The 16,794-nt window shown below is 63.3% G+C and carries 14 protein-coding genes and 1 tRNA gene; 14 read left to right on the top strand and 1 reads right to left on the bottom strand.

The genetic code is table 11. From position 1 onward, the window contains the following. From NYO99_RS21265 to rpoC, 10 genes are all read left to right on the top strand, one after another. On the top strand, window positions 1-123 hold a 123-nt coding region (locus NYO99_RS21265; RefSeq protein WP_479685370.1), incomplete at its 5' end, for an EF-Tu C-terminal domain-related protein. Between the two features lie 15 nt (window positions 124-138). Beyond that, window positions 139-214, top strand: a tRNA-Trp gene (locus tag NYO99_RS21260). A gap of 143 nt (window positions 215-357) precedes the next feature. Further along, window positions 358-744: a preprotein translocase subunit SecE gene (gene secE / locus NYO99_RS21255; RefSeq protein WP_268169296.1), complete on the top strand. Its 387-nt coding sequence runs from the start codon at window positions 358-360 to the stop codon at window positions 742-744. An 11-nt stretch (window positions 745-755) separates the two neighbouring features. Beyond that, entirely contained in the window at window positions 756-1,334 is a 579-nt protein-coding gene (gene nusG, locus NYO99_RS21250) for a transcription termination/antitermination protein NusG (protein WP_268169295.1), read from the top strand. 177 nt (window positions 1,335-1,511) lie between these two features. Next, the gene (gene rplK / locus NYO99_RS21245; protein WP_268169294.1) at window positions 1,512-1,949 is read left to right on the top strand and encodes a 50S ribosomal protein L11; all 438 of its coding nucleotides are present in this window, start codon (window positions 1,512-1,514) and stop codon (window positions 1,947-1,949) included. Window positions 1,950-1,951: 2 nt separating this feature from the next. Further along, a complete protein-coding gene (gene rplA, locus NYO99_RS21240) occupies window positions 1,952-2,662 on the top strand; it encodes a 50S ribosomal protein L1 (RefSeq protein WP_268169293.1) in 711 nt (236 codons plus the stop codon). Between the two features lie 280 nt (window positions 2,663-2,942). Then, window positions 2,943-3,464, top strand: coding sequence for a 50S ribosomal protein L10 (gene rplJ, locus NYO99_RS21235; RefSeq protein ID WP_268169292.1), 522 nt, complete (start codon window positions 2,943-2,945; stop codon window positions 3,462-3,464). A gap of 51 nt (window positions 3,465-3,515) precedes the next feature. Next, entirely contained in the window at window positions 3,516-3,896 is a 381-nt protein-coding gene (gene rplL, locus NYO99_RS21230) for a 50S ribosomal protein L7/L12 (protein WP_268169291.1), read from the top strand. A gap of 339 nt (window positions 3,897-4,235) precedes the next feature. Further along, a complete protein-coding gene (rpoB, locus tag NYO99_RS21225; RefSeq protein ID WP_268169290.1) occupies window positions 4,236-8,357 on the top strand; it encodes a DNA-directed RNA polymerase subunit beta in 4,122 nt (1,373 codons plus the stop codon). Window positions 8,358-8,377: 20 nt separating this feature from the next. Continuing rightward, entirely contained in the window at window positions 8,378-12,595 is a 4,218-nt protein-coding gene (gene rpoC / locus NYO99_RS21220) for a DNA-directed RNA polymerase subunit beta' (RefSeq protein ID WP_268169289.1), read from the top strand. Between the two features lie 51 nt (window positions 12,596-12,646). Here the strand turns inward: rpoC and NYO99_RS21215 are convergent, their stop codons facing one another. Then, window positions 12,647-13,114 (bottom strand): putative toxin-antitoxin system toxin component, PIN family, encoded by a 468-nt coding sequence (locus NYO99_RS21215; RefSeq protein WP_268169288.1) that lies wholly within the window; start codon window positions 13,112-13,114, stop codon window positions 12,647-12,649. A 136-nt stretch (window positions 13,115-13,250) separates the two neighbouring features. Here NYO99_RS21215 and rpsL point away from each other — a divergent pair, with 136 nt between their 5' ends. From rpsL to NYO99_RS21195, 4 genes are all read left to right on the top strand, one after another. After that, a complete protein-coding gene (gene rpsL / locus NYO99_RS21210) occupies window positions 13,251-13,625 on the top strand; it encodes a 30S ribosomal protein S12 (RefSeq protein WP_233395045.1) in 375 nt (124 codons plus the stop codon). Window positions 13,626-13,785: 160 nt separating this feature from the next. Next, the gene (rpsG, locus tag NYO99_RS21205; RefSeq protein ID WP_088486368.1) at window positions 13,786-14,256 is read left to right on the top strand and encodes a 30S ribosomal protein S7; all 471 of its coding nucleotides are present in this window, start codon (window positions 13,786-13,788) and stop codon (window positions 14,254-14,256) included. A 69-nt stretch (window positions 14,257-14,325) separates the two neighbouring features. Then, window positions 14,326-16,431 (top strand): elongation factor G, encoded by a 2,106-nt coding sequence (gene fusA, locus NYO99_RS21200; protein WP_268169287.1) that lies wholly within the window; start codon window positions 14,326-14,328, stop codon window positions 16,429-16,431. 120 nt (window positions 16,432-16,551) lie between these two features. Beyond that, window positions 16,552-16,794 (top strand): GTP-binding protein (locus NYO99_RS21195; RefSeq protein ID WP_268169286.1); only part of this gene is annotated, 243 nt, incomplete at its 3' end.

The following is a 16,794-nucleotide window of genomic DNA, read 5'->3' as shown; positions in this document are numbered from 1 at the left end:
GACAACGTCGGCATCACCGTGAAGCTGATCGCTCCGATCGCGATGGAAACCGGTCTGCGCTTCGCCATCCGTGAAGGTGGCCGCACCGTCGGTTCGGGCGTCGTTGCCACGATCCTCGAGTAAGTTTTTGAAGGCCACAGGGGCATAGCTCAATTGGCAGAGCGTCGGTCTCCAAAACCGAAGGTTGGGGGTTCGAGACCCTCTGCCCCTGCCACCCGCCACTGATCACGGCGGTTGGTTTCCTGGCTAGTCAAGCATCGGCCCGCGAGAGTGATCTCGGCGGGCCTTGCTGCTGATGGCTACAAGCCGTCGTAGCGTCTGAACAGTCGCCCGAAGGCGGCGCGTGAAAGTGAACTGATGGCGAATCCTCCCCAAGTCGAGACCGTGACCAGCGGCGCTGACAAGGCCAAGCTGGCTGTTGCGGTGCTGTTGCTGATCGGCGCGCTGGTGGCTTACTACGGCTTGTCCAAGCAGGGCGCGCTGGCCCAGTGGGGCGCGTTGATCGCACTGCTGGCGGCGGGTGTGGCAACGTTCTTCACGTCTGAGCATGGCAAGGCTTTGATTGCCTACGGCCGGGACTCGGTCCGCGAAGTGAAGAAGGTGGTCTGGCCGACTCGCAAAGAGGCGGGGCAGATGACCCTCTATGTGTTTATCTTCGTCGTCGTCATGGCCCTATTCCTGTGGATGACTGACAAGACGCTGGAGTGGGTGCTGTACGACCTGATCCTGGGCTGGAAGCGCTGAGAAGGAACGAGATGAGCGAAGAACAAAACGTCGCTGCGGCCGAGGCGCCCGCTGGCCTGCCCAAGCGCTGGTATGTCGTCCATGCTTATTCGGGCATGGAGAAGGCTGTCGAGCGCAACCTGCGTGAGCGCATTGATCGTGCAGCCATGCAAGACAAGTTCGGCCGCATCCTTGTGCCGACCGAAGAAGTCGTTGAACTGAAGAACGGCAAGAAGGCCGTCACCGAGCGCCGCTTCTTCCCGGGCTACGTGCTGGTCGAGATGTTCATGGACGACGAGTCCTGGCACCTGGTGAAGCACACGTCCAAGGTGACGGGCTTCGTCGGCGGTGCCAAGAACCGCCCGGCCCCGATCTCGGAAGCCGAGGTCATGAAGATCGTCAACCAAATGCAGGAAGGCGTCGAGAAGCCGCGGCCCAAGGTCGAGTGGATGGTCGGCGAAGTCGTGCGAGTCAAGGAAGGCCCCTTCACCGACTTCAACGGCTCGGTGGAAGAGGTCAACTACGACAAGTCCAAGGTCCGTGTGTCGGTCACGATCTTCGGCCGTGCCACGCCGGTGGAGCTGGACTTCGCGCAGGTCGAAAAGGTCTGACGCGCTAGAATCGTGGGCTTTGGTTGGCGCGCCCTGAGCACCAGCCCGTGACCAGTCTGCAACGAGAGGCGGACAAGAGGAGCAAAGGTAAGGTGCTGAATCCCAGATTCAGCCCGAGTCCGATGCGCTAGTACTCAGGTGTTCAGGCTTGCCGCCCGGGCACTGTTTGGAGAAAACATGGCAAAGAAGATTATCGGCTTCATCAAGCTGCAAATCCCGGCCGGCAAGGCGAACCCTTCGCCGCCGGTGGGTCCCGCGCTGGGTCAGCGTGGCCTGAACATCATGGAGTTCTGCAAGGCGTTCAACGCCCAGACGTCCGGCGCCGGCTTTGAGCCGGGCATGAAGCTGCCGGTGGTCATCACCGCCTTCGCCGACAAGAGCTTCACCTTCGTCATCAAGTCGCCCCCGGCGACCGTGCTGCTGAAGAAGGCCGCCAAGATCGAGAAGGGCTCGCAGCGCCCCCACCTGGACAAGGTCGGTAAGCTGACCCGCGCCCAGCTGGAAGAGATCGCCAAGATCAAGACCAAGGACCTGACGGCTGCCAGCATCGACGCTGCGGTCAAGACCATCGCCGGCTCCGCCCGCTCGATGGGCATCATCGTGGAAGGGGTTTGAACATGGCCAAGCTCACCAAGAAGCAAAAGGCACTGGCTGGCAAGGTTGAGTCGACCAAGCTGTACGGCCTGACGGAAGCCCTGGACCTGGTCAAGAGCCTGGCTTCGGCCAAGTTCGATGAATCCATCGACGTTGCCGTGCAACTCGGCATCGACGCGAAGAAGTCGGATCAGGTCGTGCGTGGCGCCGTCGTGCTGCCCAACGGCACCGGCAAGACCAAGCGCGTCGCCGTGTTCGCGCAAGGTGCCAAGGCTGAAGAAGCGCGCGCCGCCGGCGCCGACGTCGTCGGCATGGAAGACCTGGCTGAGCGCGTCAAGGCGGGCGACATGCCCTTCGACGTGGTCATCGCCTCGCCGGACACGATGCGTGTTGTCGGTACCCTGGGTCAGATCCTGGGCCCGCGCGGCCTGATGCCTAACCCCAAGGTTGGCACCGTGACCCCGGATGTCGCCACCGCCGTCAAGAACGCCAAGGCTGGCCAGGTCCAGTTCCGCGTTGACAAGGCTGGCATCATCCACGGCACCCTCGGCCGTCGCTCGTTCGACACCGACAAGCTGGAAGGTAACCTGCGCGCGCTGATCGAGGCCCTGAACAAGGCCAAGCCGGCGTCGAGCAAGGGCATCTACCTGCGCAAGGTGGCCGTGTCCTCGACGATGGGCGTCGGCGCCCGCGTCGAAATCGCGTCGATCAACGCCCAGGCCACCGCCGCCTGAGCTTGACCCGACCCCAGGGTCGGGGCGAAGAATCTGCGCGGGGCGAGTCTGGCCCCGGGCAACAAAGATTGGTGGGGCGCTGCATTCGGTTCGCCGGAGCGGCGCGTCATCCAAGACCGCTGGTGGAGACCCCTTAAATCGAAGTCGCCGATCCGTCGGTGATCGAGAACCAGCGCAGATGGCGGTCCCGCTGACAGGATTTTGTTCCTGACAGATGGTCGCTGAATCCCTGGCGCTCTCGAGGCCGCAAGGCCGAGGGAGCAAATGTGAGGAGTAGACCTTGAGTCTCAATCGCAACGAGAAGGCAGCCGTTGTCTCCGACGTCGCAGCGCAAGCAGCGAAGTCGCAGACCCTGGCGCTGGCCGAGTACCGTGGCCTCACCGTGGAAGCCTTGAACAAGCTGCGCGTCGACGCGCGTGCCAAGGGTGTCTATCTTCACGTGCTGAAGAACACCCTGGCCCGTCGCGCTGTCGCCGGCACCCCGTTCGAAGCGGCTGCGGAGAGCATGGTCGGTCCGCTGATCTACGGCTTTTCGGAAGATGCTGTCGCGGCTGCCAAAGTCATCGCTGACTTTGCCAAGACCAACGACAAGCTCGTCATCAAGGGCGGTGCCTACGGCGGCAAGGCTCTGGACGTCAACGGCGTGAAGGCGCTGGCGGCTGTCCCGAGCAAGGAAGTGCTGCTGTCGCAAATCGCTGGCCTGCTCAAGTCGCCGGTGCAGCGCACCGCGGCCGTGCTGGCTGCCCTGGCCCAACAGCGTGGTGGTGGCGCCGAAGCCCCCGCCGAAGCCGCTGCGGCCTGATCGACGAACACCGCGTACACACGCAACCCATCTGTTATTTAGGAACACATCATGGCATTCGATAAAGACGCTTTCCTGACCGCCCTGGACAGCATGACCGTCCTGGAACTGAACGACCTGGTCAAGGCAATTGAAGAGAAGTTCGGCGTGTCCGCCGCTTCGATGGCTGCTCCGGCCGCCGGTGGCGCTGCTGGCGGCGCTGCTGCTGCTGCTGAAGAGAAGACCGAGTTCAACGTCGTGCTGACCGACGCTGGCGCCCAGAAGGTCGGCGTCATCAAGGCCGTCCGTGAAATCACGGGCCTGGGTCTGAAGGAAGCCAAGGACCTGGTCGACGGCGCTCCGAAGAACGTCAAGGAAGGCATCTCCAAGGCCGACGCCGAAGCCGCTGTCAAGAAGCTGGTCGAAGCCGGCGCCAAGGCCGAGATGAGGTAATCAAGTCGACGGGCTGGTCCCGTCGATCGAATCCGGTTTGCCGGATTCAAGCAAAGGGGTGGCCTTCGGGCTTCCCCTTTTTCGTCTTTGCGGGTTTGTCCCGTGGAGAACAGCTGAAAGAACCGCGCGCGGTATGATGCGCGGTTCTTTCACGTGTTCTCTGATCCGACTGCAGAGAACCAGTTTGGTCGGACTCTGGTGCAACGCCAGGGTTGTCCGCCAGCGGTTGGTAGTGGCCAACCACCAAGCTAGGCAGCCGCCCGTCTGTGGGCGCGTGAGCCAGCCAGTCGCCGACGCGGTGCGTCCCACGGCCGGGGACGCACTCGACACGGAGTGTTTATGGCGCAAGCAACCCCCTACAGCTATACCGAGCGCAAGCGGATCCGCAAGAGCTTCGGCAAGCGCGAGAGCGTTCTCAACGTTCCCTATCTGCTCACGATGCAGAAGGACAGCTACGTGGCCTTCCTGCAGAAGGATGTGCCCCCCGCCAAGCGCAAGCCTGAGGGCTTGCAGGCGGCGTTCCTTTCGGCGTTCCCGATTGTTTCGCACAACGGTTTCGTCGAGATGAAGTTCCTCGAGTTCAACATCGCCAAGCCGCCGTTTGACACCCGTGAGTGCCAGCAGCGTGGGTTGACCTATGCGGCCGCCGTGCGTGCGCGTCTGCAGATGATCATCTATGACCGTGAGTCGCCCCAAGCGAAGACGGTCAAGGAAATCAAGGAACAAGAGGTCTACATGGGCGAAGTGCCCCTGATGACCGACTACGGTTCCTTCATCGTCAACGGTACCGAGCGCGTCATCGTGTCGCAGCTGCACCGTTCGCCGGGCGTGTTCTTCGAGCACGACAAGGGCAAGACGCATTCGTCGGGCAAGCTGCTGTTCAGCGCCCGCATCATTCCCTACCGCGGCTCCTGGCTGGACTTCGAGTTCGACCCGAAGGACATCCTGTACTTCCGTGTCGACCGTCGCCGCAAGATGCCGGTCACGATCCTGCTCAAGGCCATCGGCCTGAACCCTGAGCAGATCCTGGCGCACTTCTTCGTGTTCGACAACTTCCGCCTGATGGACGTCGGCGCGCAGCTCGAGTTCGTCGCCGACCGTCTGAAGGGCGAAGTCGCCCGCTTCGACATCGTCGACAAGAGCGGCGCCGTCATCGTCGAGAAGGACAAGCGCATCACCGCGCGTCACGTGCGCCAGCTGGAGCAGTCCGGCACGCAGCACATCTCGGTGCCGGAAGACTTCCTGGTCGGCCGCGTGCTGGCCAAGAACATGATCGACGCCGACACGGGTGAGATCATCGCCAAGGCCAATGACGAGCTGACCGATGCGCTGCTGAAGAAGCTGCGCGCTGCTGGCGTCAAGGAAGTCCAGTGCCTGTTCACGAACGAGCTGGACGAAGGCGCCTACATCTCGCAGACGCTGGCGTCTGACGAGACGGCCGACCAACTGGCTGCCCGCGTCGCCATCTACCGCATGATGCGCCCCGGCGAGCCGCCGACGGAAGATGCCGTCGAGGCCCTGTTCAACCGCCTGTTCTACAGCACCGATACCTACGACCTGAGCCGTGTCGGCCGCATGAAGTTCAACGCGCGTGTCGGCCGTGACACGCCCGAAGGCGCGATGAACCTGTCCAACGAGGACATCCTTGACGTCGTCAAGATCCTCGTCGAGCTGCGCAATGGCCGTGGCGAAGTGGACGACATCGACCACCTGGGCAACCGCCGCGTGCGCTGCGTGGGCGAACTGGCCGAGAACCAGTACCGCTCGGGCCTGGCTCGCATCGAGAAGGCCGTCAAGGAGCGTCTGGGCCAGGCCGAGACCGAAGCCCTGATGCCGCACGACCTGATCAACTCCAAGCCGATCTCCGCGGCGCTGAAGGAGTTCTTCGGTGCGTCGCAGCTGTCGCAGTTCATGGACCAGACCAACCCGCTGTCGGAAATCACGCACAAGCGCCGTGTTTCCGCCCTGGGCCCGGGCGGTCTGACCCGCGAGCGCGCCGGCTTCGAAGTGCGCGACGTGCACCCGACCCACTACGGCCGCGTCTGCCCGATCGAAACGCCGGAAGGCCCGAACATCGGCCTGATCAACTCGCTGGCGCTGTACGCCCAGCTGAACGAGTACGGCTTCCTGGAGACGCCCTACCGTCGCGTGGTGGACGGCAAGGTGACCGACCAGATCGACTACCTGTCCGCTATCGAGGAAGGCAAGTACGTCATCGCTCAGGCCAACGCGACGCTGAATGCCGGCGGCGAGCTGACCGACGAACTGGTGTCGGCCCGTGAAAACGGCGAGTCGGTGCTGACCTCGCCCGAGCGCATCCAGTACATGGACGTGGCGCCGACGCAGATCGTGTCGGTCGCGGCTTCGCTCGTGCCCTTCCTGGAGCACGACGACGCGAACCGCGCACTGATGGGCGCCAACATGCAGCGTCAGGCGGTGCCGACCCTGCGCCCCGAAAAGGCGCTGGTGGGCACGGGCGTCGAGCGCGTGGCGGCCAAGGACTCCGGCACCGTTGTGGCCGCTCGCCGTGGCGGCGTGGTCGACTACGTGGACACGAACCGCATCGTGATCCGCGTGAACGACAACGAGACCGTGGCTGGCGAAGTCGGCGTCGACATCTACAACCTGATCAAGTACCAGCGTTCCAACCAGAACACCAACATCCACCAGCGCCCGATCGTGCGCCGTGGCGACAAGGTGGCGGCCGAGGACATCATTGCCGACGGCGCTTCCACCGACATCGGTGAACTGGCTCTGGGCCAGAACATGCTGGTCGCGTTCATGCCGTGGAACGGCTACAACTTCGAGGACTCGATCCTCATCAGCGAACGCGTCATCGCCGAAGACCGCTACACCTCGATCCACATCGAGGAGCTGGTCGTCAACGCGCGTGACACCAAGCTGGGTTCGGAAGAAATCACCCGCGACATCCCCAACCTGTCCGAGCAGCAACTGGGCCGCCTGGACGAGTCGGGCATCGTCTACATCGGTGCCGAAGTGAACCCGGGCGACGTGCTGGTCGGCAAGGTCACGCCGAAGGGCGAGACCACGCTGACGCCGGAAGAAAAGCTGCTGCGCGCCATCTTCGGCGAGAAGGCTTCGGACGTGAAGGACACGTCGCTGCGTGTCGACCAAGGCACGAGCGGCACCGTCATCGACGTGCAGGTCTTCACCCGTGAAGGCATCCAGCGCGACAAGCGTGCCCAGCAGATCATCGACGACGAGCTGAAGCGCTACCGCCTGGACCTGAACGACCAGCTGCGCATCGTCGAGGCCGACGCCTTCGACCGTATCGAGAAGCTGCTGGTGGGCCGCGTGGCCAACGGCGGCCCGCAGAAGATCGCCAAGGGCACGGTCATCAGCAAGGACTACCTGGCCTCGGTCGAGAAGTTCCACTGGTTCGACATCCGCCCGGCCGAAGAAGATGTGGCCAACCAGCTCGAGTCCATCAAGAACGCGCTGGACCAGACCCGCCACAGCTTCGACCTGTCCTTCGAAGAGAAGCGCAAGAAGCTGACGCAGGGCGACGAGCTGCCCGCGGGCGTGCTGAAGATGGTCAAGGTCTACTTGGCCGTCAAGCGCCGCCTGCAGCCTGGCGACAAGATGGCCGGCCGTCACGGCAACAAGGGTGTGGTGTCCAAGGTCACGCCGATCGAAGACATGCCCTACATGGCCGACGGCACGCCTGCCGACATCGTGCTGAACCCGCTGGGCGTTCCGTCGCGCATGAACGTGGGCCAGGTGCTGGAAGTGCACCTGGGCTGGGCCGGCAAGGGCATCGGTCAACGCATCGGTGACATGCTGCAGCAACAGGCCAAGGTGGCCGAACTGCGCAAGTTCTTCGACGAGCTCTACAACCAGAGCGGCGGCAAGACCGAGAACATCGACGAGCTGTCCGACGCCGAAGTGCTGGAGATGGCCGCCAACCTCGCCAAGGGCGTGCCCTTTGCGACGCCGGTCTTCGACGGTGCCAAGGAAGAAGAGATCCGCGCCATGCTGCGCTTGGCCTACCCGGACGACATCGCTGCGAAGAAGGGCCTCACCGAGACCCGCACGCAGGCCTGGCTGTGCGACGGCCGCACCGGCGAGCAGTTCGAGCGCCCGGTGACCGTGGGCTACATGCACGTGCTGAAGCTGCACCACCTGGTGGACGACAAGATGCACGCCCGTTCGACCGGCCCGTACTCGCTCGTCACGCAGCAGCCGCTGGGTGGTAAGGCGCAGTTCGGCGGCCAGCGTTTCGGTGAGATGGAAGTCTGGGCGCTGGAAGCCTACGGCGCCTCGTACATCCTGCAGGAAATGCTGACGGTCAAGTCCGACGACGTGAACGGCCGGACCAAGGTCTATGAGTCCATCGTGAAGGGCGAGCACGCCATCGAGGCCGGCATGCCGGAATCGTTCAACGTGCTGGTCAAGGAAATCCGCTCGCTCGGTATCGACATCGAGCTCGAGCGCAACTAAGGAAGGAAAAGGAAGACACCATGAAGGGACTACTCGACCTTTTCAAGCAATTCACCCCGGATGAGCATTTCGATGCCATCAAGATCGGCCTGGCATCTCCGGAGAAGATCCGCAGCTGGTCGTTCGGCGAGGTGAAGAAGCCCGAGACCATCAACTACCGCACCTTCAAGCCGGAGCGTGACGGCCTGTTCTGCGCCAAGATCTTTGGCCCGATCAAGGACTACGAGTGCCTGTGCGGCAAGTACAAGCGCCTGAAGCACCGCGGCGTCATCTGCGAGAAGTGCGGCGTTGAAGTCACGCAGACCAAGGTTCGCCGTGACCGCATGGGTCACATCGACCTTGCGGCGCCCTGCGCGCACATCTGGTTCCTGAAGAGCCTGCCGTCGCGTCTGGGCCTGGTGCTTGACATGACGCTGCGCGACATCGAGCGCGTGCTGTACTTCGAAGCCTACGTCGTCGTCGACCCGGGCATGACGCCGCTGAAGAAGTTCTCGATCATGAGCGAGGACGACTACGACGCCAAGCGCGTCGAGTACGGTGACGAGTTCATCGCGCTGATGGGTGCCGAGGGCGTCAAGAAGCTGCTGGAGGACATGGATCTCGATATCGAGATCGACAAGCTCCGCAACGACATGACCGGCTCGGAGCTCAAGGTCAAGAAGAACTCCAAGCGTCTGAAGGTCATGGAGGCCTTCAAGAAGTCCGGCATCAAGCCGAACTGGATGGTCATGGACGTGCTGCCCGTGCTGCCGCCGGACCTGCGTCCGCTGGTGCCGCTGGACGGCGGCCGCTTCGCGACCTCCGACCTGAACGACCTCTACCGTCGCGTCATCAACCGCAACAACCGCCTGGCCCGTCTGCTGGAGCTGAAGGCCCCTGAGATCATCGTGCGCAACGAAAAGCGCATGCTGCAGGAAGCCGTCGACTCGCTGCTGGACAACGGCCGCCGCGGCAAGGCGATGACCGGCGCGAACAAGCGTGCCCTCAAGTCGCTGGCCGACATGATCAAGGGCAAGAGCGGTCGCTTCCGTCAGAACCTGCTGGGCAAGCGCGTCGACTACTCCGGTCGTTCCGTGATTACCGTGGGCCCGACGCTCAAGCTGCACCAGTGCGGCCTGCCCAAGCTGATGGCGCTGGAGCTGTTCAAGCCCTTCATCTTCAGCCGTCTCGAAGCCATGGGCATCGCGACGACCATCAAGGCCGCGAAGAAGGAAGTCGAATCCGGCACGCCCGTGGTCTGGGACATCCTCGAAGAGGTCATCAAGGAGCACCCGGTTCTGCTGAACCGCGCCCCGACGCTGCACCGCCTGGGCATCCAGGCCTTCGAGCCCGTGCTGATCGAAGGCAAGGCCATCCAGCTGCACCCGCTCGTCTGCTCGGCCTTCAACGCCGACTTCGACGGTGACCAGATGGCCGTCCACGTGCCGCTGTCCATCGAAGCGCAGATGGAAGCCCGCACGCTGATGCTGGCGTCCAACAACGTGCTGTTCCCGGCGTCCGGCGAGCCCTCCATCGTGCCGTCGCAAGACGTGGTGCTGGGTCTGTACTACGCCACCCGCGAGCGCACCAACGGCAAGGGCGAAGGTCTGGTCTTCTCGGACATCCCCGAAGTGATCCGCGCGCTGGAGAACGGCGTCGTCGAGATCACCGCCAAGATCAGCGTTCGCCTGACCGAGTGGACCAAGAACAAGGAAACGGGCGAGTTCGTGCCCGAGACCAAGCTCGTGGACACCACCGTGGGCCGTGCCCTGCTGTCCGAGATCCTGCCCAAGGGCCTGCCGTTCTCGAACATTAACAAGGCGCTGAAGAAGAAGGAAATCTCGCGTCTCATCAACACGAGCTTCCGCAAGTGCGGCCTGAAGGAAACCGTGGTGCTGGCTGACAAGCTGCTGCAAAGCGGCTTCCGCCTGGCCACGCGCGCCGGCATTTCCATCGCCATCGACGACATGCTGGTGCCCGCGCAGAAGCACACGCTGATCGAGCGCGCTGAGAGCGAGGTCAAGGAGATCGAGCAGCAGTACGTCTCCGGTCTCGTGACTGCGGGTGAGCGCTACAACAAGGTGGTGGACATCTGGGGCAAGGCCGGTGACGAAATCGGCAAGAAGATGATGGAGCACCTGAAGGTCGAGAAGACGATCGATCGCCACGGCAAGACCGTCGATCAGGAGTCCTTCAACTCGATCTACATGATGGCCGACTCGGGTGCTCGCGGTAGCGCGGCCCAGATTCGCCAGCTCGCCGGCATGCGCGGCCTGATGGCCAAGCCGGACGGCTCCATCATCGAGACGCCCATCACGGCGAACTTCCGTGAAGGCCTGAACGTGTTGCAGTACTTCATCTCCACCCACGGTGCTCGTAAGGGCCTGGCGGACACGGCGCTGAAGACTGCGAACTCCGGCTACCTGACCCGTCGCCTGGTGGACGTGACGCAGGACCTGGTCGTCACCGAAGACGATTGCGGCACCGACAACGGCATGGCGATGCGCGCCCTGGTCGAGGGCGGTGAAGTCATCGAATCGCTGCGCGACCGCGTCCTCGGCCGTGTTGCCGCCATCGATGTCGTCCACCCCGAGACGCAAGCCACGCTGCTGACCGCCGGCAACATGCTCGACGAGGACATCCTCGACGTGCTGGAGCAGGCCGGTGTCGACGAGATCAAGGTCCGCACGCCGCTGACCTGCGGCACGCGCTTCGGCCTGTGCGCCAAGTGCTACGGCCGCGACCTCGGCCGCGGCGGCCTGGTCAACACCGGTGAAGCTGTCGGCGTCATCGCCGCCCAGTCCATCGGCGAACCGGGTACGCAGCTGACGATGCGGACGTTCCACATCGGTGGTGCCGCGTCGCGCGCTGCCGTCGCCTCGAGCGTCGAAGCCAAGTCGGACGGCATCATCGGCTTCAATGCCACGATGCGCTACGTGACCAACGGCAAGGGCGAGTTGGTGGTGATTTCGCGTTCGGGCGAGATCATCATTTCTGACCAGCACGGCCGTGAGCGTGAGCGTCACAAGGTGCCTTACGGCGCGATCCTGAACATCAAGCCCAGCCAGGTTATCAAGGCCGGCTTGGTGCTGGCGAACTGGGACCCGCTGACCCGCCCGATCATCACGGAATTCGCCGGTCAGGCGAAGTTCGAGAACGTCGAGGAAGGCGTGACCGTCGCCAAGCAGGTGGACGAAGTGACCGGCCTGTCGACGCTGGTCGTCATCGACCCGAAGCGCCGTGGTGCCGCCAAGATCATCCGCCCGCAGGTCAAGCTGCTCGACGCGCAAGGCCACGAGGTCAAGATCCCCGGTACCGACCACTCGGTGGCGATCGGCTTCCAGGTCGGCGCGCTGATCCAGATCCGCGACGGCCAGGAACTGCTGCCCGGTGAAGTGCTCGCCCGTATCCCGGTCGAAGGCCAGAAGACGCGAGACATTACCGGCGGTCTGCCGCGTGTGGCCGAGCTCTTCGAAGCCCGCTCGCCCAAGGACGTCGGCGTGCTGGCCGAGCAGACCGGCACGGTGTCGTTCGGCAAGGAGACCAAGGGCAAGATCCGCCTGCAGATCACCGACCCGGACGGCAAGGCCCACGAGGAACTCGTGCCCAAGGAGAAGAACATCCTGGTGCACGAAGGCCAGGTGGTCAACCGCGGCGAGCTGATCGTCGACGGCGCTGCCGACCCGCAGGACATCCTGCGCCTGCTGGGCATCGAGGAACTGGCGCGCTACATCGTCGACGAAGTCCAGGACGTGTACCGACTCCAGGGCGTGAAGATCAACGACAAGCACATCGAGGTGATCGTTCGCCAGATGCTGCGTCGCGTGGTCATCACCAACCCGGGTGACTCGCACTACATCCTGAACGAGCAGGTCGAGCGTTCGGAGCTGCTGGACACGAACGACAAGCTCCGCAAGGAAGGCAAGATGACCGCCACGCACGCCGATGTGCTGCTGGGTATCACCAAGGCCTCGCTGTCGACGGACTCCTTCATCTCGGCCGCTTCCTTCCAGGAAACGACGCGCGTCCTCACCGAGGCTGCCATCATGGGCAAGCGCGACGAACTGCGTGGCCTGAAGGAAAACGTCATCGTCGGTCGCCTGATCCCGGCCGGCACCGGCATGGCCTTCCACGACGCGCGCCGCGCCAAGGAAGCCATGGACGACGCGGAGCGCCGTGCCATCGCCCTGCAGGAAGCCGAGGAACTGGCTGCCGCGCAGATGGCTGATGTCGACGCGGGTTCGGACGCCGCCGAGTAATCAGCGCCAACCGACCATGAAAGCCGCCCTGGTTCGCCAGGGCGGCTTTTTTCATGGCGTGAGCGCCCAGGCCTCGGGCTTGATGATCAGCAGGCCGCGCGCTCTGGCGCGCTTGGCCAAGGCCAGCAGCGCCTTGTCGCGCGACACGAGCCACTGCGCTTTGGCGGCCAGGGCGAGGTCGATGAACTTCTGGTCGTCAGGATCCCGGCACACAAGCCGCCCGGCCAGGGCTTGTGCCGGCGCAGCGTCGACCGGTTCGGAATGCGCGTCGAACTGCGACTCGATGAGCGCCAAGTCCGGCGCGTAGCTCGCCGCCACACCTCTGCCCAGCACGTGGCGGATCTCGTCGCGCATCGATGCAGCGACCAACCATCGCAGCTGCCCTGAGCTCAGTGCTGCGGCCAGTGGCTGCACGCGAGCGTCGTTGAACACCAGCCAGTCCATGACGACCTGGGTGTCGACGACGATGGCCGGCCGGGGGGCGGGTGTTGTGGCCGAGGTGCAGTGGGGCGAGGACATCGCTGCAGCTTACCTCCCTCCCTTGTGCCGAAAAGCGTGGCGGACTACAATCGCCGGCTCTTCGCCTTTTGGGCGCTGCTTTGCTGCGCGCCTGAAAAGTGAAGTTCACTGACTTCAAACGGGAACAAGTCGTTTTATGCCAACCATCAATCAACTCGTGCGCCAAGGCCGTGAAGCCGAAGTCACGAAGTCCAAGTCGCCTGCGATGCAGAACTGCCCGCAGCGCCGCGGTGTCTGCACCCGCGTCTACACCACCACGCCCAAGAAGCCGAACTCGGCTCTGCGTAAGGTTGCCAAGGTGCGCCTGACCAACGGTTTCGAGGTCATCTCGTACATCGGCGGCGAAGGCCACAACCTGCAAGAACACAGCGTCGTGCTCGTGCGCGGCGGCCGTGTGAAGGACCTGCCCGGTGTGCGTTACCACATCGTCCGCGGCTCCCTCGACCTGCAAGGCGTCAAGGATCGCAAGCAAGCCCGTTCCAAGTACGGCGCGAAGCGTCCCAAGAAGTAAATCGGTTGTTCGGGCTCAGCGTTTGTGCTGAACCCAACGTTGTTGCGGTTGCTGAATGTCTCAGTCAGCCGAGTAAGTGGATTGGCCCCAGATGTTGGTGGCGGTCCAGCGGAAGCAGGCTCGAAGAGCCGCCTCCAACTGAAGCAGAAGGAAGATTCCCATGCCACGTCGTCGCGAAGTACCTAAGCGCGAAATCCTGCCGGATCCCAAGTTCGGTTCCGTCGATCTGTCCAAGTTCATGAACGTCATCATGGAATCGGGCAAGAAGGCCGTCGCTGAGCGCATCATCTACGGTGCCCTCGAGCAGGTCGAGAAGAAGGTCGGCAAGGACCCCCTGGAAGTGTTCATGGTCGCCCTGAACAACGTGAAGCCCATGGTTGAAGTGAAGTCCCGCCGTGTCGGCGGTGCGAACTACCAAGTTCCCGTGGAAGTTCGCCCCGTCCGCCGGATGGCCCTCGCCATGCGCTGGCTCAAGGAATCCGCTCGCAAGCGCGGTGAGAAGTCGATGGCTCAACGCCTGGCCAATGAACTGCTGGAGGCCGCTGAAGGCCGCGGCGGCGCGATGAAGAAGCGCGACGAAGTTCACCGCATGGCCGAAGCCAACAAGGCGTTCTCGCACTTCCGCTTCTAAACTCACTGTCTTTCAGCCGCCTCGGGTTTCTACTAACCCGCTGGCGGCTCCTGCCTTCTGGAGCAAACCATGGCCCGCAAAACCCCCATCGAGCGCTACCGCAACATCGGTATCTCGGCGCACATCGATGCCGGTAAGACCACGACGACCGAGCGCATCCTCTACTACACCGGTGTGAACCACAAGATCGGTGAAGTGCACGACGGTGCCGCCACGATGGACTGGATGGAGCAGGAGCAAGAGCGCGGCATCACGATCACGTCGGCTGCCACGACCTGCTTCTGGAAGGGCATGGACATGTCCTACCCCGAGCACCGTTTCAACATCATTGACACCCCCGGACACGTGGACTTCACCATCGAGGTGGAGCGTTCCATGCGCGTCTTGGACGGTGCTTGCATGGTGTACTGCGCTGTGGGTGGCGTGCAGCCCCAGTCGGAAACCGTTTGGCGCCAGGCCAACAAGTACAAGGTGCCCCGTCTTGCCTTCGTGAACAAGATGGACCGCACGGGCGCGAACTTCTTCAAGGTCGTGGACCAGATGAAGACCCGCCTGAAGGCCAACCCCGTGCCCGTGGTCATCCCCATCGGCGCCGAGGAAAACTTCAAGGGCGTGGTGGACCTCTTCAAGATGAAGGCCATCATCTGGGACGAAGCGTCCCAGGGCATGAAGTTCACGTTCGAAGACATCCCGGCCGACCTGGTTGAGGTTGCTCAGGAATGGCGTGAAAAGCTGGTCGAGGCCGCTGCCGAAGCCACCGAAGAGCTGATGAACAAGTACCTCGAGACGGGTGATCTGTCCGAGGAAGAGATCAAGCTCGCGATTCGTCAGCGCACCATCGCGACCGAGATCCAGCCGATGCTGTGCGGCACCGCGTTCAAGAACAAGGGTGTGCAGCGCATGCTGGACGCCGTCATCGACTTCCTGCCCTCGCCGCTGGACATCCCCCCGGTCTCGGGCACGGACGAAGACGACCAGCCGATCACCCGTCAGCGCACGGACGAAGAGAAGTTCTCGGCGCTGGCCTTCAAGCTGATGACCGACCCCTACGTCGGTCAGCTGACCTTTGTGCGCGTGTACTCGGGCGTGCTGCAGTCGGGCGCGACGGTCTACAACCCGATCCGCGGCAAGAAGGAGCGCATCGGTCGTATCCTGCAGATGCACGCCAATCAGCGTGAAGAAATCAAGGAAATTCTGGCTGGCGACATCGCCGCCTGCGTGGGCCTGAAGGACGTCACCACGGGCGAAACCCTGTGCGACCCGGAAAGCGTCATCACGCTGGAAAAGATGATCTTCCCGGAGCCGGTGATTTCGCAGGCCGTCGAGCCCAAGACCAAGGCTGACCAGGAGAAGATGGGTATCGCGCTGGGCCGTTTGGCTGCTGAAGACCCGTCCTTCCGTCTGCGCACCGACGAAGAGTCCGGCCAGACCATCATCTCCGGCATGGGCGAGCTGCACCTGGAAATCATCGTCGACCGCATGAAGCGCGAGTTCGGCGTGGAAGCCAACGTCGGTAAGCCGCAGGTGGCCTACCGCGAAACCATCCGCAAGACCGCCACCGACGTCGAAGGCAAGTTCGTTCGCCAGTCCGGTGGTAAGGGCCAGTACGGTCACGTCGTGCTGACGCTCGAGCCGCAAGAGCCGGGCAAGGGCTTCGAGTTCGTCGACGCCATCAAGGGCGGCGTGGTGCCTCGCGAGTTCATCCCTGCGGTTGAGAAGGGCATCCTGGACACGCTGCCGAACGGCGTGCTGGCTGGCTTCCCGGTCGTTGACGTCAAGGCCACGCTGACCTTCGGTTCGTACCACGACGTGGACTCGAACGAAAACGCGTTCAAGATGGCCGCCTCCATGGGTTTCAAGGAAGCCATGCGTCGCGCCAGCCCCGTCATCCTCGAGCCGATGATGGCCGTGGAAGTCGAGACGCCGGAAGACTACGCCGGTACGGTCATGGGCGACCTGTCCAGCCGTCGCGGCATGGTGCAGGGCATGGACGACATGGTCGGTGGTGGCAAGGTCATCAAGGCCGAAGTGCCGCTGAGCGAAATGTTCGGCTACTCCACGTCGCTGCGCTCGGCCACGCAAGGCCGCGCCACCTACACGATGGAGTTCAAGCACTACTCCGAAGCGCCCAAGAACGTTGCCGACGCCATCATCCTGGCGCGCGGCAAGTCCTGATCCGCTTCCACTGAATCGTCTTCGTAGCGGCCCGCCCGCTTCGCCAGTCGGCGGGAATCACGGGCGCTACGGAAACGCTAAACCAACAGACTGGCGATCCGCTCTTTCCGGAGAATAGAAATGGCAAAAGGCAAGTTTGAACGGACCAAGCCGCACGTGAACGTGGGCACGATTGGTCACGTGGACCATGGCAAGACGACGCTGACGGCTGCAATCGCAACCGTGCTGTCGAAGAAGTTTGGTGGCGAGGCCAAGGCTTACGACCAGATCGACGCAGCGCCCGAAGAAAAGGCCCGCGGCATCACGATCAACACCGCGCACGTCGAGTACGAGACCGCCAACCGCCACTACGCGCACGTTGAC

The sequence above is a fragment of the Roseateles hydrophilus genome (assembly GCF_026712245.1).
In the GTDB taxonomy this organism is placed as follows: Bacteria; Pseudomonadota; Gammaproteobacteria; order Burkholderiales; family Burkholderiaceae_C; genus Pelomonas; species Pelomonas hydrophilus.
Note: the sequence above shows the minus strand (reverse complement) of the source record. Positions and strands in the feature narration are given on the sequence as shown.